Annotated in this window: 18 protein-coding genes; 12 read left to right on the top strand and 6 right to left on the bottom strand. The window is 64.3% G+C overall.

Translation table 11 applies throughout. The annotated features are described in order from the left end of the window. Window positions 1-103: 103 nt before the first annotated feature. The 11 genes from BA190_RS12830 (at window position 104) to BA190_RS12780 (ending at window position 11,678) form a co-directional block, all read left to right on the top strand. The gene (locus BA190_RS12830) at window positions 104-1,057 is read left to right on the top strand and encodes an ABC transporter substrate-binding protein (protein ID WP_068287309.1); all 954 of its coding nucleotides are present in this window, start codon (window positions 104-106) and stop codon (window positions 1,055-1,057) included. Then, window positions 1,054-2,280, top strand: coding sequence for an ABC transporter permease (locus BA190_RS12825; RefSeq protein WP_371260316.1), 1,227 nt, complete (start codon window positions 1,054-1,056; stop codon window positions 2,278-2,280). The genes BA190_RS12830 and BA190_RS12825 overlap by 4 nt, the downstream gene beginning before the upstream one ends. Beyond that, window positions 2,277-3,239: an ABC transporter ATP-binding protein gene (locus BA190_RS12820; RefSeq protein WP_068287306.1), complete on the top strand. Its 963-nt coding sequence runs from the start codon at window positions 2,277-2,279 to the stop codon at window positions 3,237-3,239. The genes BA190_RS12825 and BA190_RS12820 overlap by 4 nt, the downstream gene beginning before the upstream one ends. Next, window positions 3,236-4,000, top strand: a complete 765-nt coding sequence (locus BA190_RS12815) for an ABC transporter permease (protein ID WP_068287303.1) — start codon at window positions 3,236-3,238, stop codon at window positions 3,998-4,000. The genes BA190_RS12820 and BA190_RS12815 overlap by 4 nt, the downstream gene beginning before the upstream one ends. A 14-nt stretch (window positions 4,001-4,014) precedes the next feature. Then, window positions 4,015-4,854 carry a serine O-acetyltransferase gene (gene cysE, locus BA190_RS12810; protein ID WP_068287300.1) on the top strand — a complete coding sequence of 280 codons (840 nt, stop codon included), beginning with the start codon at window positions 4,015-4,017 and terminating at the stop codon, window positions 4,852-4,854. Between the two features lie 292 nt (window positions 4,855-5,146). Next, the gene (locus BA190_RS12805; protein ID WP_068287298.1) at window positions 5,147-6,190 is read left to right on the top strand and encodes an amino acid ABC transporter substrate-binding protein; all 1,044 of its coding nucleotides are present in this window, start codon (window positions 5,147-5,149) and stop codon (window positions 6,188-6,190) included. A gap of 47 nt (window positions 6,191-6,237) precedes the next feature. After that, complete coding sequence (locus BA190_RS12800) at window positions 6,238-7,428, top strand: amino acid ABC transporter permease (RefSeq protein WP_245314695.1); 1,191 nt, start codon at window positions 6,238-6,240, stop codon at window positions 7,426-7,428. Next, window positions 7,425-8,525, top strand: a complete 1,101-nt coding sequence (locus tag BA190_RS12795; protein ID WP_068287295.1) for an amino acid ABC transporter permease — start codon at window positions 7,425-7,427, stop codon at window positions 8,523-8,525. Before BA190_RS12800 ends, BA190_RS12795 begins: the two co-directional genes overlap by 4 nt. Before the next feature lie 607 nt (window positions 8,526-9,132). Continuing rightward, on the top strand, window positions 9,133-9,714 hold the full coding sequence (locus BA190_RS12790) for a TetR/AcrR family transcriptional regulator (protein WP_068287293.1): 582 nt from the start codon (window positions 9,133-9,135) through the stop codon (window positions 9,712-9,714). A gap of 81 nt (window positions 9,715-9,795) precedes the next feature. After that, window positions 9,796-11,280, top strand: a complete 1,485-nt coding sequence (locus BA190_RS12785; RefSeq protein WP_068287291.1) for an MFS transporter — start codon at window positions 9,796-9,798, stop codon at window positions 11,278-11,280. A 14-nt stretch (window positions 11,281-11,294) separates the two neighbouring features. Beyond that, a complete protein-coding gene (locus tag BA190_RS12780; RefSeq protein WP_068287288.1) occupies window positions 11,295-11,678 on the top strand; it encodes a DUF427 domain-containing protein in 384 nt (127 codons plus the stop codon). 80 nt (window positions 11,679-11,758) lie between these two features. Here the strand turns inward: BA190_RS12780 and BA190_RS12775 are convergent, their stop codons facing one another. The 6 genes from BA190_RS12775 to BA190_RS12750 form a co-directional block, all read right to left on the bottom strand. Next, on the bottom strand, window positions 11,759-12,604 hold the full coding sequence (locus BA190_RS12775) for an ABC transporter permease subunit (RefSeq protein ID WP_068287285.1): 846 nt from the start codon (window positions 12,602-12,604) through the stop codon (window positions 11,759-11,761). Next, window positions 12,601-13,413: an ATP-binding cassette domain-containing protein gene (locus BA190_RS12770; protein WP_202908461.1), complete on the bottom strand. Its 813-nt coding sequence runs from the start codon at window positions 13,411-13,413 to the stop codon at window positions 12,601-12,603. Before BA190_RS12770 ends, BA190_RS12775 begins: the two co-directional genes overlap by 4 nt. A 152-nt stretch (window positions 13,414-13,565) precedes the next feature. After that, a complete protein-coding gene (gene tauA / locus BA190_RS12765; RefSeq protein ID WP_068287282.1) occupies window positions 13,566-14,579 on the bottom strand; it encodes a taurine ABC transporter substrate-binding protein in 1,014 nt (337 codons plus the stop codon). Between the two features lie 493 nt (window positions 14,580-15,072). Next, window positions 15,073-15,495 (bottom strand): nucleoside-diphosphate kinase, encoded by a 423-nt coding sequence (ndk, locus tag BA190_RS12760; RefSeq protein WP_068287279.1) that lies wholly within the window; start codon window positions 15,493-15,495, stop codon window positions 15,073-15,075. A gap of 152 nt (window positions 15,496-15,647) precedes the next feature. After that, window positions 15,648-16,340 (bottom strand): aquaporin Z, encoded by a 693-nt coding sequence (aqpZ, locus tag BA190_RS12755; protein WP_068287276.1) that lies wholly within the window; start codon window positions 16,338-16,340, stop codon window positions 15,648-15,650. Window positions 16,341-16,706: 366 nt separating this feature from the next. Continuing rightward, complete coding sequence (locus BA190_RS12750; protein WP_068287273.1) at window positions 16,707-17,129, bottom strand: VOC family protein; 423 nt, start codon at window positions 17,127-17,129, stop codon at window positions 16,707-16,709. A 252-nt stretch (window positions 17,130-17,381) separates the two neighbouring features. Here BA190_RS12750 and BA190_RS12745 point away from each other — a divergent pair, with 252 nt between their 5' ends. After that, a complete protein-coding gene (locus BA190_RS12745; protein WP_068287270.1) occupies window positions 17,382-19,241 on the top strand; it encodes an ABC-F family ATP-binding cassette domain-containing protein in 1,860 nt (619 codons plus the stop codon). Window positions 19,242-19,265: the final 24 nt, after the last annotated feature.

Below are 19,265 nucleotides of genomic sequence, written 5' to 3'. Positions count from 1 at the left end.
ACCAGATACGGGACCTCGTTCAACTTCAGAATCTGAATCATCGACCGCCGGCACAGCCCTTCCGCTTCCGGCGTCGTTCAAAGGACACCAAGAGGATCACAAGATGCCATTCTCGCTTCCCCTCCGCTCCCTCATCGGCAAGAGGGCGCAGCGGCTGACAGCCGCAGCGGCCGCCGTCGCCATGATGGCGACGGTTGGCATGGCCCAGGCCGCCGACGTTACCGTCGCCTCCAAGATCGATACCGAAGGCAATCTGCTTGGAAACCTGATCGTGCAGGTTCTGGAGTCCCATGGCCTGTCGGTCAACAACCGGGTCGGGCTCGGCACCACGCCGATCGTGCGCAAGGCGCTGGTAGCCGGCGATATCGATCTCTATCCCGAATATACCGGCAATGCCGGCTTCTTCTTCAACAAGGCCGATGACGGCCTGTGGAAGGATGCCGCCAAGGGTTATGCCGAGGCCAAGAAGCTCGACTACGACGCCAACAAGCTGGTGTGGCTCGATCCTGCGCCCGCCAACAACACCTGGGCCATCGCCATCCGAAAGGACGTGGCTGACGCCAACAAGCTGAAATCGCTCGACGATTTCGGCAAGTTCGTCACGGGCGGCGGCAAGGTGAAGCTGATCGCCTCGGCCGAATTCGTCAACAGTGCCGGCGCCCTGCCCGCTTTCCAGACGACTTACAGCTTCAAGCTCTCTTCCGACCAGCTCGTGGTGCTTTCCGGCGGCGATACCGCGTCCACCATCAAGGCGGCGGCAGAGCAGACCGACGGCGTCAACACCGCCATGGTCTATGGCACGGATGGCGGCATCGCCGCCGGCAACCTCGTGGTGCTCGACGACGACAAGTCCGTCCAGCCCGTCTACGCCCCGACGCCGGTGATCCGCGAAGCCGTGCTCAAGGCCCATCCCGAAATCGCCGAATGGCTGAAGCCGGTCTTCGCCAGCCTCGATCTCACCACGCTGCAGGAGCTCAACGGCCGCATTCAGGTCGATGGCGAGGCAGCCAAGGACGTGGCCGCCGATTATCTGAAGAAGAAGGGTCTGGTGAAGTGAGTTCAAGCGCCGGGGACGTTCACGCCGACAAGAGCGCTTTCCCGGCGCCCCCCGCCGCCACGGGCGCGCGTGCCCTGGCCTCGGGCTTCGACAAGCTCGGCGTCGTAATGGCGGTGATCGCCGCCGCGGCGCTGGCGCTGCCTTTCGCCAATTTCCGGCCGAGCCGCATTGGCCAGGCTCAGGGCATCGACTTCATCCAGGCGCTTCCCACGGGTCTGGCCTGGGGAAGTCTGGTGCTGCTCGTTCTCTGCCTGGTCGCGCTCCTTCGCCGGAGTTCGCCGCGCGTCAGGCTCGTCTTGGCCGTCGGTGCGCTGGTGCTCCTGGCCATCCTGATCGGCCTGGTGCCCCAAGTCCTGATTCCACCCGGCAATGCCCGACCGCGTGTAGGGCCCGCCGCCGGCTTCTGGTTGCTCGCCTTCTCCTTCGCCATCCTGCTCACCGACGCCCTGGTCAAGCTGTCGCTGCGGCCGGCCCAGCGGGTGCTGGCGCTGGTGCTGGCGCTCGCGGTCTTCCTTGCCTTCCTGCTCTCCGGCCACTGGAACGGGCTGTCGATCATGAAGGAATATGCCACCAACGGTTCGGGCTTTGCCGCAAACGCCGTGGTGCATGTCACACTCGCTTTGGCCTCGCTTTTCGGCGCCCTGGTGGTCGGCCTGCCGCTCGGCATCATCTGCCAACGCCATCGGGGCCTGCGCGGCGTGGTGCTTCCGGCCCTCAACATGATCCAGACGATCCCATCCCTGGCGCTGTTCGGGCTGATGATCGCGCCCCTGACCTACCTGGCCAAAACCTATCCCCTCATCGAAGCTCTCGGCGTGCATGGCACCGGCTCCTCGCCAGCTTTGATCGCCCTGTTCCTCTATGCCCTGCTGCCGGTGGTTTCCAACACGGCGATCGGCCTGGATTCGGTCTCTCCCAACGTGGTCGATGCCGCCCGCGGCATGGGCATGACGCAGTGGCAGCGCCTGTTCCAGGTCGAGCTGCCGCTGGCCTTCCCCGTCATCCTGACAGGCGTGCGTATCGTTCTGGTGCAGAATATCGGCCTCGCCACCATCGCGGCCTGGATCGGAGGCGGCGGCTTCGGCGTCTATGTGCAGAACGGCATGGGCGCCACTGCCATCGATCTCGTCCTGCTCGGTGCCATCCCCACCATCGCCCTCGCCTTTTCGGCGGCCATCATCCTCGATGCCATCGTCGATACACTCAAAGGACGGCACGCATGATCGAAGTCAGGCAAGTCAGCCGCCGTTTCGGCTCCCAGCTGGCCGTTGACAATGTTTCGCTGACCATCGAGCGCGGTACGATCACCGTACTGGTCGGCACCTCAGGCAGCGGCAAGTCCACTTTGCTGCGCATCATCAACCGGCTGATCGAGCCGACCTCGGGCACCGTGCTGATCAACGGCCAGGACACCTCCACCCTGTCGGGCGAGGAACTGCGGCGCGGCATCGGCTATGCCATCCAGGGCCACGGCCTGTTCCCGCATTGGACGGTGGCCCGCAATATCGGCACGGTGCCAGGCCTGCTCGGCTGGGACCAGGGGCGGATCGCCAAGCGGGTCGACGAACTGCTCCGCCTGTTCGATCTCGACCCGGCCATCTATGCTGAAAAGCTGCCGCATCAATTGTCCGGTGGCCAGCAGCAGCGCGTCGGCGTCGCCCGTGCCCTGGCGGCGGAGCCCGCGGTCCTGCTGATGGACGAACCCTTCGGGGCGCTCGATCCGATCATCCGCGCCAAGGCGCAGGAGGACCTGCTCGCCCTGCAGCGCCGACTCGGCATTACCGTGGTCCTGGTTACGCATGACATGGAAGAGGCCATGCTGCTGGGCAACCGCATCGCCGTGATGGATGGCGGCAAGCTTCTGCAATACGCCACGCCGACCGAGATCCTCACCCATCCGGCGCCCGGTTTCGTCGAGCGCCTGATCGGCGGGCCCGACCGTTCGCTGCGCCTGCTCTCCTTGCTCAAGGTCGCCGATTCCGTGCAGCCGGGCTCTGCCGAGGGCAAGCCCGTGCAGGAAAATGCGACACTGCGCGACGCCCTCTCCGAATTGCTGTGGGCCCGCGCGCAAGCCCTGCCCGTCACGGCGGCGGACGGCACGCCGCGGGGGCGTATCACCTTGCCTGCCATCCTCGACCTGGCCGGAGCCGATGCGCATCGCGCCGAGGATACACCGGCATGACATGGCTCGGCCTGAAGTTGATCGGACTGGGCGCCAGGGCGCTCGCCCTCCTCCTGCTGCTGCTCCTGCTGTTCGACACGGATTTGTTCGTGCCGGTCCTGGCGCCGCTGAACGACAATGGGGCGCCGGTGGTCTATCGCCAGGGCAGCCTGCTGTTCCTCTCCCTCAGCCATCTCGGCCTGGTCGCCGTCTCCACCCTCATCGGCGGGGCGCTTGCTCTGCTCGCCGGCATCTTCGTGACACGGCCGGCCGGCGCCGAATTCCTGCCGCTGTCGCGAACGATCGTGAATATCGGGCAGACCTTCCCGCCGATCGCCGTGCTCGCCATCGCCGTGCCTTCCCTTGGCTTCGGGGCGGAGCCCACCTTGCTAGCTCTCACGCTCTACGGGCTGCTGCCGATCTTCGAAAACACCATGGCGGGCCTGAGGAGCGTTCCAACGACCGCCCTGGATGCAGCTCGCGGCATGGGCATGACCGGCTGGCAACGCCTGATCAAGGTCGAGCTGCCGCTCGCCCTCCCGGTGATCCTCACCGGCATAAGACTCTCCTTCGTGGTCAATCTCGGTACGGCCACCATCGGTTCCACCGTCGGCGCCAAGAGCCTCGGCGAGGTGATCATGGCCGGCATCACCACCACCAACACCGCCTATATCCTGCAGGGCGGCGTCATCGTCGCGCTCCTGGCCGTGCTCATCTACGATGCGCTCGGCAGCCTCGAGCGCACTCTTGCCAAGCGCACCGGCACGGCCGGCAGAAGCTGATCGGAGGGGCCGCCATGAATGCCTCGCATCGAAGCAAGCTCTCGCGCCGGACCGGAAGGCCGGGCGCTGTATCCGACCTGATCTGGGACCGGCTGGTGGACGAGGCACAGGACGCCATCGCCGCCGAGCCGCAGCTCGCCACCCAATTCTATGCCAGCGTGCTCGATCACGCCTCCTTCGAGGACGCCCTGATCCAGCGCCTGGTCCAGCGCATCGAGCATCCGGACATGCCGGCCTCGGTGCTGCGCCATGCCTTCCGCTCGGCCATCGCGGCCGATCCCGGCATCTGCCTCGGCATCCGTGCCGACATCCAGGCCGTGCTCGAGCGCGACCCCGCCTGCAAGCGCTATCTGGAGCCCCTGCTCTATTTCAAGGGCTTCCATGCTCTGCAACTGCATCGTCTTGCCCATTGGCTCTGGCAGCAGGACCAGCGCAATTTCGCGCTCTATCTGCAAAGCCGCGTCTCCGAGGTGCTGCAGGTCGATATCCATCCCGCCGTTCCGATCGGGCGTGGCATCTTCTTCGACCACGCCACCGGCATCGTCATCGGCGAGACGGCGGTGATCGAGGATGACGTCTCGATCCTGCAATCGGTGACGCTGGGCGGCAGCGGCATACGCTCCGGCCAGCGCCATCCCAGGATCCGCAAGGGCGTGCTGATCGGCTCGGGCGCCAAATTGATCGGCAATATCGAGATCGGCGAAGGCGCCCGCATCGGCGCCGGCTCGGTGGTGACTGCTCCGGTACCGCCGCACAAGACCGTGGCGGGCGTGCCGGCCCGCATCATCGGCGATACGCCGGGTGCCGAGCCGGGGCGGACCATGGACCAGATCTTCTTCGATGTCGGCCTCTGAGTCAGGACACAAACCCAATTTCGTGTTGTTTATTAGTTTATAAAACCAGTAGACAGTGTGTAATAAATCATTCTACGATCATATTCTGCTGAATGGATGAAACAGCTGACAGGGATTGGAGTGGCGCCGGCCGATCTTGCCATCGCGGTACAATCGCCCGATCATGCCTCGAAGCAACGACATCCTTCCGAAAACCACCGGCCTCGGCACGGACCGCCAGGCCGGTAAAACAAGAGAACAACGGGGCGCCTTGCCGTGGATATCGACCGCGCAGGGAATGAAAGGGACTTTCATGCTGAACTCAGTCAAACGCGGCTTCACGCGCAGCGCCGGCATCGCCATCGCGGCGCTGGCAGCCGGCTTCATCGCAGCGGCACCGGCCCAGGCCGGCCCCACGCTCGACAAGATCAAGGAACGCGGCGTCATCAAGGTCGGCGTCGGCAGCCAGGCCGGGTTCTTTGCGCCTGACGCCAATGGCCGCTGGCAGGGCTTCTTCGTCGACTTCGGCCGGGCTCTCGCCATCACCGTGTTCAACGATCCCGACAAGGTCGAGTTCACCAATTCCTCGCCCCAGCAGCGTCTGCCCGCCCTGCAGGCCGGCCAGTTCGACATCCTGCTTTCGGCTGTGACCCAGACCATCACGCGCGCCTTCAAGCTCAATTTCCACTTCGGGCCGGTGGTCTTCTATGACGGCCAGGGCATCTTGGTGAAGAAGTCGCTGGGCGTGACCAAGGCCGCCGAGCTCGACGGCGCCACCATCGGCGTGCAGAGCGGCACTACGGGTGAGCAGAACATCGCCGATTTCTTCAAGAAGACCGGCAAGACCTACAAATCCGTGGTGATCGAGGATACGGCGACCTTCACCCAGGCTTTGACCTCCGGCCGCGTCGACGCGCTGACGCAGGACGGCACCGATCTCGGCCTGCGCCGCGCCGCCCTGCCCAATCCGGACGAATATGTGCTGCTGCCCGAGCGCCTGTCCAAGGAACCCCTGGCGCCGGCGGTGCTGGGCGGTGACGATCGCTGGCTGGAAATCGTGAACTGGACGGTCTACGCCACCATCCAGGCCGAGGAATTCGGCATCACCAGCCAGAATGTCGACACTTTCCTGACCAGCGACGACCCGGCCATCAAGCGCTTTCTCGGCGTCGATCCCTCGCTCGGCCAGGCCATCGGGCTCGATCCGAAATTCGCCTACAACATCATCAAGAAGGTCGGCAACTACGGCGAGATCTTCGAGCGCAATCTCGGCAAGAGCACGAAGATCGGCTTTGAGCGTGGCCTCAACAATCTGTGGACCCAGGGCGGCCTGATCTATTCGCCGCCCTTCCGTTGAGATCAGGGAGCGGGCCTTCGGGCCCGCTCCGAACCTCGGATCGCTTGATGGCCGATACGATCAGCATAGTCTCCCCCGACGCGCCCGGCCCCGTCGGCAAGATCCGCCGCTGGTGGGGCGCCCATCCCTATGGCCAGCTCCTGCTGATCGCCGTGCTGGCCTTGTTCCTCGGCCTCCTCTGCCACAACATCCTGGCCAGCATGCATCGCCTGGGCATGGCACCCGGGCTCGACTATCTCTGGCAGCCGGCCAATTTCGACATCACCGAAAGCCTGCTCGTCTATCAGGCCGGCGACAGCTATGCGCGCGCCATCGCGGTCGGCCTGCTCAACACCCTCAAGCTCTCCGTGCTCGGCTGCCTGTTTGCTACCATCCTCGGCACGACACTCGGCATCGCCCGCCTGTCCGGCAATCTGCTGCTCTCCCGCCTCGTGCAGGCCTATGTCGAGTTGATCCGCAACACGCCCCTGCCCTTGCAGCTTTTCTTCTGGATCGCCCTGACCCAGGCCCTGCCACCCACCAGGCAGGCCTTGCAGCCCTTCTCGTCGACCTTCCTGTCGGTGCGCGGCATCTTCCTGCCCTGGGTCGAGATCGGCAATGGCGAGAGCCTGTGGCTGCTGGCCATCGTGCTGGTGCTGCTCGCTTTCGCCGCCAGGGCCTTCATCCGCCGCCTGCAGCATCCCCCGTCGGCTCTCGGTTTCCTCGGCGTGCTTGCCCTCTTTCCGGCCATCGCCCTCGCCTGGATCTGGCTCGCCGGTGTCACCTTCACGCCCGATCTGCCGGTGCTGCAAGGCTTCAACATCCGAGGCGGCATTACTTTGACGCCGGAATTCGCCGCCATGCTCGTCGGGCTGACGATCTACTATTCCGCCAGCATCTCCGAAAGCGTGCGTAGCGGCATCGAATCCGTCAATGTCGGCCAGTGGGAAGCCGGGCGGGCGATCGGCCTGCCACGCGGGCGCATCATGCGCCTCATCGTGATGCCACAGGCGATGCGCGTGATCACGCCTCTGATGACCTCGAGCTATCTCGACCTCACCAAGGACACCACGCTCGGCATCCTGATAGGCTTTACCGAGGTGACCGCCATCATCAAGACCAGCGCCAACAATACGGGCAACGCCGTCGAGACCATCATCGTGCTCGTCGCCGTCTTCCTGGCCGTGAGCATGCCGACCTCCTACCTGATCAATCTCTATAATCGCAGCCTGGCCAAACGCGGGATCATCGCCAAATGAGTTCGGTGTCCCTTCCCGATGCAGCGCGGATCCGCTCAAACCGGCGTTGGCAGAAACTCAAGGCCGGCCTGTTTTCCTCCCCTCTCAACACGGCGATCACGCTCGTCGTACTGGCCCTGATCGCCTGGGTCGGTTCGCATCTGATCGACTGGGCTCTCATCCGGGCGACGTGGTCGGGCACCGCTCAGGATTGCCAGGCCAATGGCGGTGCCTGCTGGGCCTTCGTCGGCGTCAATCTCAAGCTGATGCTGTTCTGGACCTACCCGTCCGACCTCCTCTGGCGCCCGATTCTCGGCCTGGTCCTGATGTTCGGCCTGGCCGGCCTCAGCACCATTCCACGCTTCTGGGGGCGCGGCCTGATCCTGGCCTGGATCGCGGTGCCCCTGGTCACCTGCCTGCTGCTGCGTGGCTATTTCTCCGGCATCATCGTTTCCACCAATGATTGGGGCGGCCTGCCGCTGACCATGCTGATCTGGACGATCGCCTATGCCTCGTCCTTCCTGATCGCCATTCCCCTCGCCCTGGGGCGCCGTTCGAGCATGGGCGGCGTGCGGCTGGTCAGCACCAGCTTCATCGAGATCGTGCGCGGCATGCCGATGCTGGTGGTGCTCTATGTCTCCAGCCTCATCGTGCCGATGGCCCTGCCCTATTTCGACGTGAACCTGTTCTTCAGCGTCGAGGTCGCGCTGACCCTCTTCATCGCCTGCTATCTGGCGGAGGTGATCCGGGCCGGTATGCAGGCCCTGCCCGCGGGCCAGAGCGAGGCGGCCCGAGCCCTGGGCCTCAGCTACTGGCAGACCACCGGCCTCGTCATCCTGCCGCAGGCCCTGCGGGCCATCATCCCGCCTCTGGTCAATCTGGGCATCGGCGTCCTACTCAGCACCCCGCTGATCGGCTTCATCGGCATGATCGACTTCCTGACCGCCGTCAGGAACACGGCAGCCACCAGTGAGCAGATCTGGCCGCACTCCTATCCGGAAGCCTATGCCTTCGCCGCCCTGGTCTATTTCCTGATCTGCTTCCCGGCCTCGCGCTACAGCCTGTGGCTCGAGCGGCGCCTGAAGGCCTCCACCAGCCATCAGGCGAAGAATGGCTAGGGAGTTCGGGGGGGCGGGTCTTCAGACCCGTCAGGAACCACAGCGCGTGCCGGATAAAAGCGAGTGACCGAAAAATCGCGGGAACCTCGACCTTTGTCATCACCGGGCTTGTCCCGGTGATCCTGGGGTCCCAATCACCACGGATTGCTGAGCTGGATGCCCGGGACAAGCCCGGGCATGACAAAGGTAGAGCTTATACCAGGGACCATAAAGGCTAACCCGTCATTGCGAGCGAAGCGAAGCAATCCGGGGGCTACGAACACAGTGCCTTCAAGGCTCTGGATTGCTTCGCTTCGCTCGCAATGACCAAGCTGGCGCATCAAACTTTATGTAGGCTGGTATTATACCAGCCTACGGAAATGCCGACTCACGCAGCGTCATGGCCACGAGTGGCATTTTGGTGGGCGGATCCCCCGACCCGCCCGCAGGCGTTGCGTTTCCTGGCGGGTCGGGGGACCCGCCCACCACAGTCGGCGTCAGGGGCGATAGGTCGGTCTTTGCGCAACTGGGTATCATCTAGATTCTGTCGCAGGTTTTTGAGTCAGTCTCTGAAGACTTGCCTCCTGTAATAACTTGACAAAATAATACGGTCGTACATATTGGAGACATGGCACGCGCATCCAACCGTGAAAAGCTTCTCGTCGCTGGGCTCGGCCTGATCCATGAGCATGGCTACAACGCCACCAGCGTACGCGACGTCGTGCGCGCGGCGGGTGTACCGCAGGGCTGCTTCACCAACCATTTCACTTCCAAGGAAGCCTTCGGCCTGGAAGTGCTGGGTCTCTACCGCAGCGAGAAGCGGGAGGATGCCCACAAGACCCTGCTTGACGACAACCAGCCGCCGCTGCAGCGCATCCGTGCCTATATCGACGTCAGGACAGAACGGTTCAAGCAGAACGGCATGCGCTGCGGCTGCATGTTCGGCAATTTCGCGGCTGAATCCAGCAGCGAAAGCGAGGCGATCCGTCTCGAACTGCTTGACATCTTCGCCGAAAGCCGGCGTGCCATGAGCTATTGCCTGGAGGCCGCCGTGAGGGCTGGCGACCTGCCGCCGGCGTTCGACTGCGACGAGGCGGCCGCCCTTATCCTCTCCTCGCTCCAGGGAGCCTTCCTGACTGCCAAGACCGAGCGTGGTGCGGCGCCGGTCGAACGCTTCAAGAAATTCCTGTTCGCTGCCATCCTGCGCTGAGGCCTTGGCTTCAGGCATCCTATTCCATCATGAAATAATACGTTCGTACGTATTTAATCCTTTTCAGAACGAGGCCCCACAATGCCAGACTCGGCACTCTGCCCCTCCGATATTGCCCGGCAGGCCGGCCCAGCGCCCGACCCGCGCCGTTGGTCGGCCCTGACCATCCTGCTGACAGGCGCTTTCCTGGCCCCTCTCGACTTCTTCATCGTCAACGTCGCCATGCCGGCCATCACCACCGGCCTCCACAGCACGGCCGCCGACGTGCAGATGGTGATTTCCGGCTACGCGGTCGTCTATGCCGTCTTCCTGATCACCGGCGGAAGGCTCGGCGACATCTTCGGCCGCAAGGCGATCTTCATGACCGGCCTCGCCGGTTTCGCCGCCGCCTCCGCCCTGTGCGGCCTGGCTTGGTCCCCCACCGTGCTGATCGCCGCGCGGATGCTGCAGGGCCTCGCCGCCGCCGCCATGGCGCCCCAGGCCCTGGCCTCGGTCCACGCGCTCTTTCCGGCGCATGAGCGCGGGCGGGCCCTCAGCATCTACGGCATCGTGCTCGGCGTCTCCTCCATCATCGGCCAGTTGCTCGGCGGCGCGCTCGTCGGCGCCGATCTCGACGGCTTCGGCTGGCGGCTGATCTTCCTGATCAACCTGCCCATCGCCCTTGTCGCCTTCCTGGCGGCGATCCCCCTGCTGCGCGAGACACGCGGCGAGACCAGGCCCCGCCTCGACCTCGGCGGCGTGGTGCTTTCGAGCCTGGCGCTGAGCAGCCTGGTGGTGCCGCTGGTCGAGGGCCGCGAGCGCGGCTGGCCCTGGTGGTCGATCCTCATGCTGCTGGCAACCCCGATCTTCGTGGAACTGTTCCGCCGCTACGAGCAGCGCCTCGCGCGGGCCGGCGGCGATCCCCTCATCGACCTCGGCATCTTCCGCCTGCCGGGCCTGGTTCGCGGCATCAGCGCCATCCTGTCGCTCTATGCCATGGCGACCTTCTTCCTGACCTATTCGCTCTATCTCCAGGGCTCGCTGGGCTACACCGCCTGGCAGGCGGGACTCGCCATCCTGCCCTTCTCGGCGGGTTTCCTCATCGGCTCGACGTCCAGTCCCACGATCAGCCGGTTTGCCGGCGGTTTCGCCCCCGCCTTCGGCTTCGCCAGTTCGGCCCTCGGCACCGCAGCCACAGCGCTCCTCGTGCTGGCCTTTCCGGCCGGGGCCATGCCACCGCTGCCGCTGATGGCGCCTGCCCTCGGCCTCATCGGCCTCGGCATGGGCACTTCCATGCCCACCATGATGCGGGCGATCGTCGAACGGGTCGGGCCGCACCATGCCGGCCTGGTCGGCGGCATCGTCAACTCCACGCTGCAGGTCAGCGCTGCGATCAGCGTGGCGGTGCTGGGCGGGCTGTTCTATACCATCCTGGGTGCGAGGACCGACGCTGCCGCTATCGGTCACGCCTTCGCCTGGACCCTGCTGGCCATCGCGGCCTGCCACAGCGTCGGCACCTATCTTGCCGCGGGCCTGGGCCGGCGCAAGGCCATGGCCATCCAGGTCGCCCCCTCCGTCGCGGATTGAGGAAAGCAGACGTCATGACGAACAAGGCCATGAAAATTCCAGGACCCGATCACCCCATCACCGTCGAGCCGAGCGGCGAGCGCATCGTCGTCAGCCTCGCCGGCCGGGTGATCGCCGACAGCCGGCAGGCGCTGCGCTTGCAGGAGGCTTCCTATCCCGCCGTCTTCTACATTCCGCGCAGCGACGTCGACATGGGCGCGCTCGCCCGCAGCGAGCATGCCACCTACTGCCCCTACAAGGGCGAATGCTCCTATTTCAGCCTTCCGACGGCCGGTGAGCGCGGGCTCAACGCGGTGTGGAGCTATGAGGCCCCCTACCCAGCGGTGGCTGCCATCAAGGACCACCTCGCCTTCTACCCCGATCGGGTGGACACGATCGAGAGATCGCCGATCGGATAGAAGCGTTTCGTTAGCCACTCACTTTGCTTGAGGGGCAGCGCAAACCCGACAAGAAGAAAATCCGAACCGGCGAGCCGGCCTCAAGCCTTGCCATTCCAGGGCACCAGCAGCCTCTCGGCGAGCCTCACCAGCCATTCGAAGCCGATCGCCACCAGGGCGATCACGAAGATGCCGAGGACGACGATATCGGTCTGCAGGAAGTCCGAGGCCGTCTTGATCATGATGCCGAGCCCTTGGGAGGCGGCAACCAATTCCGCCGCAATCAGCGTCGACCAGCCGACGCCAAGCCCGATGCGTATTCCCGTCAGGATCGACGGCAAGGCATTGGGCAGGATGACATGCCAGAGCACCTGCCAGCGCCGGGCGCCGAGCGCACGGGCCGCGTCAATCCGGTCGGGCGGCACGGTGGCAACGCCGGCGGCAGTGGTGATGGCCACCGGCGCGAAGATCGCGATCAAGATGATCAGCACCTTGGTGGTTTCGCCGATGCCGCACCAGATCACCATCAACGGCAGATAAGCGAGCGGCGGCACCGGCCGCAGGAATTCGATGATCGGGTCGAGAATGCCGCGGGCGATCGGGCTGAGGCCGATGGCGATGCCGGCCGGCACGGCCGTCACCAGCGCGATCAGCAGAGCGGCGAGGATGCGCCACAGGCTGGCGTCGAAATGCTGCAGCAAGGTCGCATCGGCATAGCCCTCCGTTGCGACCGTGAAGAGTTGCTCGATCACCGCGCGCGGTGACGGCAAATAAAAGGCCGGCAGCCATTCGAAATAGGTGGCCAGCGACCAGATCAGCAGCAAAGCGAGAATGGTGAGGACGCGCACCGGCGCCGCTCCGAGCGGCGAGGCACGCTTGCCGGTTCGTCCCTTTCCGCTTTTTCCCTCGATATCGTCCAGGCTTGCGGAGTTGGCCAGATCGCTCATGCATCCGCTCCCTGCAAGACGGCGGCGAGCACCTGCTCGCGCAGGGCGATGAAGGCCGGGTCCGACTTGATCGACCGGCTGCTCTCCCCGGCCAGCACCCGCCGGGAGAAATCGGTATGGAACTCTCGGCTGATGCGCCCCGGGCGGGGCGAGAGCACCACGATGCGGGTGGCAAGGAAGATCGCTTCTTCCACACTATGCGTAATCAGGAAGACGCTGCGTCGCGTGCGATCCCACAGGCGGATCAGCAATTCCTGCATCTTCTCCCGCGTGAGCGCATCGAGAGCGCCCAATGGCTCGTCCATCAGCAAGATCTCCGGCTCGTTGGCGAGCGCGCGCGCCATGCCGACGCGCTGGCGCATGCCGCCGGACAATTCCCAGATTCGGTGATCGGCAAATTCGGCAAGCCCCACCAGGTCGATGATGCGGCCGCAGCGCTGCTTGCGTTCGGCCATATCGAGCCCGGCGAGCCTGGGGCCAAACTCGATATTGCCGCGCACCGAAAGCCAGGGAAACAGGGCATCGTCCTGGAAGACCACGCCGCGCTCGCCGCCAGGCCCCTTCACCGGCTTGCCCCCGAGGGTGATCGCGCCCGAGCTCGGCGGCAGAAACCCGGCAAACAGCTTGAGCAAGGTCGTCTTGCCGCAGCCGGAAGCCCCGACCGCCACGACGAACTCGCCGGATTCGATGGTGAGGGAGACATTGCTGAGGGCGGTGATGGAACGCCCTCCTCGGCCGGAATAGACCACGTTGACGTCACGGGCGGACAAGGCGGACACGGGAACCTCTTTCAGCCCCTGGAACGTCATTGCGAGCGCAGCGAAGCAATCCGCTCCCTGCGCGAGGCAAGACCGGATTGCTTCGCTGCGCTCGCAATGACGATGGGGCCACCGTTTCAATTCATTGAATAAGGCCCGCCCAGGGAGGGAGGAGATCCCGGGGCGGGCAAGCCGACGAAAGCCTATTGGGAGGAGAGTTTCGTCAGGGCCTGTGCGGCGAAGGCCTTGTTCACATAGGCGGAATAGTCAGGCAGCACGGCCGGGATCTTTTTCTGCTCGGCAAGGAAGCCGGCCGTGTCGGCGATGGCCTTGACCGTGGCACCGCCGAGAAGATCGGGCGAAGACTGCTCGGCCAGAAGCGGCCAGACATTGGCCTTCAAGAGACCTGGCACGTCCTCGGGCTTGGAACCGGTGAGCCGGGCAATCGCCTTGGCCTGGTCAGAGTTCGCGCTCCAGGCCTCCGGGTTGTCCCGATAGGTCTTGTAGGCCTCGCCGGTGACCTTGACGAAGGAGGTCACCACGTCGGGATGAGCCTTGGCGAAATCCTTCGAAGCGATCCAGGCATCGAAGGTCGGCGCGCCCCATTTGGCGACGTCGGCCGAGGATACCAGCACCTTGCCCTTTTCCTTGAGCTTGCCGAGGGCCGGATCCCAGACATAACCGCCATCGATATCGCCGCGCTCGAAGGCTGCCGCCAGTTCAGGCGGGCGCAGATTGAGGATCTGGACCGATTTCGGCTCGATATTCCAATGCTTGAGGGCAGCCAGCAGGCTGTAATGCGAGGTGGAGACGAAAGGCACGCCGATCTTCTTGCCAGCGAGATCCTTGGGATCCTTGATGGTATCGCGCACCACCAGTTCCTCGGAATCGCCCAGCAGGGCCGCGACGAAAATCGTCTCGATCGGCAATTTGCGGCTGGCGGCCGCGGCAAGCGGGCTCGAGCCGACATAGCCGATCTGCACGTCGCCCGAGGCGATGGCAGCGATCACATCGGCGCCGGAATCGAATTTGCGCCAGGCGATCTGCCAGCCGGTCGCCTTTTCGTAGGCCCCCGCGGCCTGCGCCGCCTTGGCCGGGTCCACGCCGGTCTGGAAGCCGATGGTCACCTTGTTGTCGGCCGCATGGGCCACGCCGCCCAGGGCGGTGCCGAACGCCAGGCCAGCGGCCAGGAACAGGCGGCGATTGAGGAATGTCATGTGAGATCCTTGAAGACACGGTGCGTCATGCGCTGCCCAGAGCATTGAAAAACGCCCGGCAACGTCGATGCGATAATGGAGGCAATGTGTGATGCAACGCCGGTTCGGCGTCCGAATGCAGAGGACTCAGCAGCGACAACAACTGGCGTGCTTCACTCTCGCACCGGTCTGCCAGGAATCGCAAAATGCTCCGTCTGCCGGTGCGGTAGACGGGAAGAATGTTTCAGCTCGAACGCATTTTGCTTCGATCATGGCGATCCCCTCAACAGGTTCGGCTTGCGGGGAAATCAGGGCTGCCCGCTCGTCATGATCGAAGGTTGCGACGGCAGCGAGCTTGTGTCAATTAATTTCTATAGAATTAGTAGAAAATTAAAGCCAAAGAAAAGCGGACCCAATGGGGTCCGCCTGGAAGAATGCCTGTCCGGCCCGGCGCAAGGTGCATTCAGGTTGAATGCTTCTTTGCGCAAATCAGGCCGACAGCCTGTCAGCGCTATCAGCCGACGATCTCGTTGCCCGAGAAGAACTGGCCGATCTCGATCTGGGCATTCTCCAGCGAGTCCGAGCCGTGCACCGAGTTCTCACCGACGGAGAGCGCGAAGAGCTTGCGGACGGTGCCTTCGGCGGCATTGGCCGGATTGGTGGCGCCCATCACTTCGCGGTGCTTGGCAACGGCGTTCTCGCCTTCCAGCACCTGCACGACGACAGGAGCGGAGATCATGAACTCGACGAGCTCACCGAAGAAGGGACGCTCCTTGTGCACGCCGTAGAAGGTCTCGGCCTGCTCGCGGGTCATGCGGACGCGCTTCTGGGCGACGATACGCAGACCGGCCTTCTCGAACACGGCATTGATGGCGCCGGTGAGGTTGCGGTTGGTCGCGTCGGGCTTGATGATCGAAAAGGTGCGCTCGAGAGCCATGATCGTCCTGGTTTCTTTGGGTTGAGGTGAGCGGCTTATAGCCATGCCCCTGCCCGGCTTCAACCCCGGTGATGCTCAGTTTCCCTACAGCCAAGCAAAAGCGGCGACCGGAGGACCGATCGCCGCTTGCTTGTCCTGCTTGCAGGCGAGCCTCAGGCCTGCTCGGGCTCCAGCAGCACCTTCCAGATCAGGCCGCCGACCACGGCGCCCACTAGGGGCGCAACCCAGAACAACCAGAGCTGGTTCACGGCACCGGTTTGCGCGAAGAAGGCGACAGCCGTCGAGCGAGCCGGATTGACCGAGGTGTTGGTGACCGGGATCGAGATCAGGTGGATCAGGGTCAGGCCAAGACCGATGGCGATCGGCGCAAAGCCGGCCGGCGCCACCTTGGAGGTCGAACCGAGGATGATGATGAGGAAGGCTGCCGTGAGCACGATCTCTGCGATCAGGCAGGCGATCATGCTGTACTTGCCGGGGGAAAGATCGCCGAAGCCGTTGGACGCAAAGCCCCCGACCTCGAAGCCCTGCTTGCCGGTGGCGATGGCATAGAGCACCGCCGCGCCGACGAGGCCGCCGACGACTTGCGCGATCCAGTAGGGCACCAGCTCAGCCCAGCTGAACCGGCCACCGACGGCCAAGCCAAGCGAGACGGCCGGATTGAAGTGGCCACCGGAAATGCCGCCGACCGCGAAAGCCATGGTCAGGACGGTCAGGCCGAAAGCCAGCGCCACACCTGCAAAGCCGATGCCCAGTTCCGGGAAGGCGGCCGAAAGTACGGCGGCACCGCAACCGCCGAAAACCAACCAGAACGTTCCGAAGAACTCTGCCGCGAGTTTTTTAATCATGTCTCATCCATTTGGGCTTGTCTAACAAGAGGTTGCTTGGTTCACGCCGTGAATGACTCATCTTCATGGACCAAATTTTGCTGTCGCCCGGCATTCAAAATTGACGTTAGGGAATGCACTAATATTCTACCTCCCCAATCGCCACAGATAGATGAAGTATCATGATTCTGGCGCAACACCATGAATCAAATGCTGGATTCGTGAGTGAAACTCCAGCAGTTGGTTAAAATTGGCGCTCGTGCATGGCCAGATTCCACAAGACCAAACCGCAACCTCACGGAGCGGAAGGCCGGAACAGTTCTCCTCGCGGACTACTAAAAGAGGAAGCCCCACACTCCCACGCTCCGCGGCTTCGGCACCACGTCCTCACACCGGCTGTAGGAAGGCCGGATTGAAAACGACCTCCCACAAATGGTCGTCCGGATCCTGGAAATAGCCGGCATAACCGCCCCAGAAGGTCTTCTGGGCCGGCTTGACAAGGCGCGCACCTGCTGCGATCGCCTGCCGCATCACGGCATCGACATCAGCCTCGCTGCCGACATTGTGGCCGAGGGTGAATTCCGTCGGACTGCGCGCCGACTGCGCGATGCCGGCATCGTGGGCGATGTTGGCGCGCGGAAATAGCGCGAGTTTCAGACCGTTCTGCAGGTCGAGGAAAGCCACTGAGCCATGCTCGAATTCGCGGCCGATGATGCCTTCGGTCGGCAGGCCGAGACCGTCACGGTAGAAGCGCAGGGCTGCTTCCAGATCATCGACACCGATGCTCAAGACACTGATATAGGGTTTCATCGTGAAAACTCCTTGTTCGATGCCCAGCGGGAACGTCCGATAGCCCCTTGTAGCCCGGGGATCCTTCCCGGCATGGCAGCATGTCGCGCATCCGCCTTGAAGGCTTCCGCCATTGCCGGGAGATTCCCTTCTTCCTGGCCGGCCGTCAGCTGTGGCGGAGATGAGATCAAAATAGCCAAATCAGAGGAGCGAGGCGACACCGCCGATATTGCATGATTGCCCTGCCGCCCGGCTCATGCCAAAAGCCCGGCCATGTTGCATGTGAACGGCCTGACTTATCGCCTGGGATCTCGCGTCCTGTTCGACAACGCCACGGTGGCGCTGCCGCCGGATGCGCGCGTCGGCTTCCTCGGGCGCAACGGTACCGGCAAGACCACCCTGTTCCGGATGATCATGGGCGAGGCCTCGCCCGACCTTGGCAGCGTCTCGGTGCCGCGCGGCATGCGCATCGGCCGTGTCGCCCAGGAGGCGCCGGGTGGGCCGGAAACCCTGATCGAGGTGGTGCTGGCGGCCGATGAGGAACGCACCGCCCTGCTGGCCGAGGCGGAGACGGCGAGCGATCCCCATCGCATCGCCGAGATCCAGACCCGGCTCGCCGACAAGAATTCCCATGCTGCGCCGGCCCGCGCCGCCACCATCCTGGCGGGTCTGGGCTTCGACCATGCCGCGCAGAGCCGCGCCTGCTCGGAATTCTCCGGCGGCTGGCGCATGCGCGTGGCATTGGCCGCCCTGCTCTTCACCGAGCCGGACCTGCTGCTGCTCGACGAGCCGACCAACTATCTCGACCTCGAAGGCACGCTGTGGCTCCAGGATTATCTTGCCTCCTACCCGCACACCGTGGTGGTGATCAGCCATGACCGCGACCTGCTCAACGCCTCGGTCGACTACATCCTGCACCTGACCGAGGGCCGGCTCGAACTTTATCGCGGCGGTTATGACGGCTTCGAAAAGCAGCGCCGGGAAAAGCAGGCGCTCAGCCAGAAGCTCAGGAAGAAGCAGGAAGACCAGCGCCGTCACATCCAGTCCTTCATCGACCGTTTCAAGGCCAAGGCCACCAAGGCGGCCCAGGCCCAGTCGCGCATGAAGATGCTGGCGCGCATGGAGCCGGTGGCCGCGATCGTCGACGAGGAAGTCAGGCCCTTCGACTTTCCCCCGCCCGCCAAGGAATTGTCGCCGCCGATCATCGCGCTGGAAGGCGCCAGTGTCGGCTATGGCGAGCGCACCGTGCTGTCGCGGCTCGACCTGTCCGTCGACAGCGAGGATCGCATCGGCCTGCTCGGCTCCAACGGCAACGGCAAGTCGACCTTCGCCAAGCTGCTGGCCGGGCGCCTGACGGCCATGGCCGGCCGCATGCGCCGCTCCTCGGCGCTTAAGGTGGCCTATTTCGCCCAGCACCAGCTCGACGAGCTCAATCCCCAGGCCTCGGCCCGCGATCATGTCGCCGAGATGATGGTCGGCGCCACCGAGGCACAGATCCGCGCCCGCACCGCCCAGATCGGCTTCGGCGCCGACAAGGCCGATACGCCGGTGTCCAATATTTCCGGTGGCGAGAAGGCACGCCTGCTGATGGGCCTCGCGACCTTTGGTGGGCCCCATCTGCTCATCCTGGACGAACCGACCAACCACCTCGATATCGACAGCCGCCAGGCCTTGATCCAGGCGCTCAACGATTATCCCGGCGCGGTGATCCTGATCAGCCATGATCGCTATCTGCTCGAAGCCTGCGTCGACCGGCTCTGGCTGGTGGCGGATGGCACCGTCAAGGGCTTCGACGGCGACATGGAGGATTATCGCCGCCTGGTGCTGGCCAAGCCGGCCGTGGAGAAAAACGAGCGCGCCGGCGAGCCGACGCAGCGTCAGGCCAATGCCGCGCGGCGGGCACAAACCGCAGCCGACCGCGAAAGAGTCCGGCAGATCGAGGCCGCCATGGAAAAGCTGCAGGCCATCATCGTGGATCTCGACGAGAGGCTGTCGCGTCCCGGCCTGTTCGAACGCTCGCCCGACAAGGCGGCCGAGATGGCCAAAGCGCGCGCAACCGCCGAGGAAAGGCTGCTTCTGGCTGAGGAAGCCTGGCTCGAAGCCAGCGCTGCCCTGGAGGAAGCATCTTCCTGACGTCACGGAGTGTCAGCCTCCGGC

Source organism: Labrys sp. WJW, from assembly GCF_001676615.1.
In the GTDB taxonomy this organism is placed as follows: Bacteria; Pseudomonadota; Alphaproteobacteria; order Rhizobiales; family Labraceae; genus Labrys; species Labrys sedimenti.
This window is presented reverse-complemented; position numbering and strand designations above follow the sequence as displayed.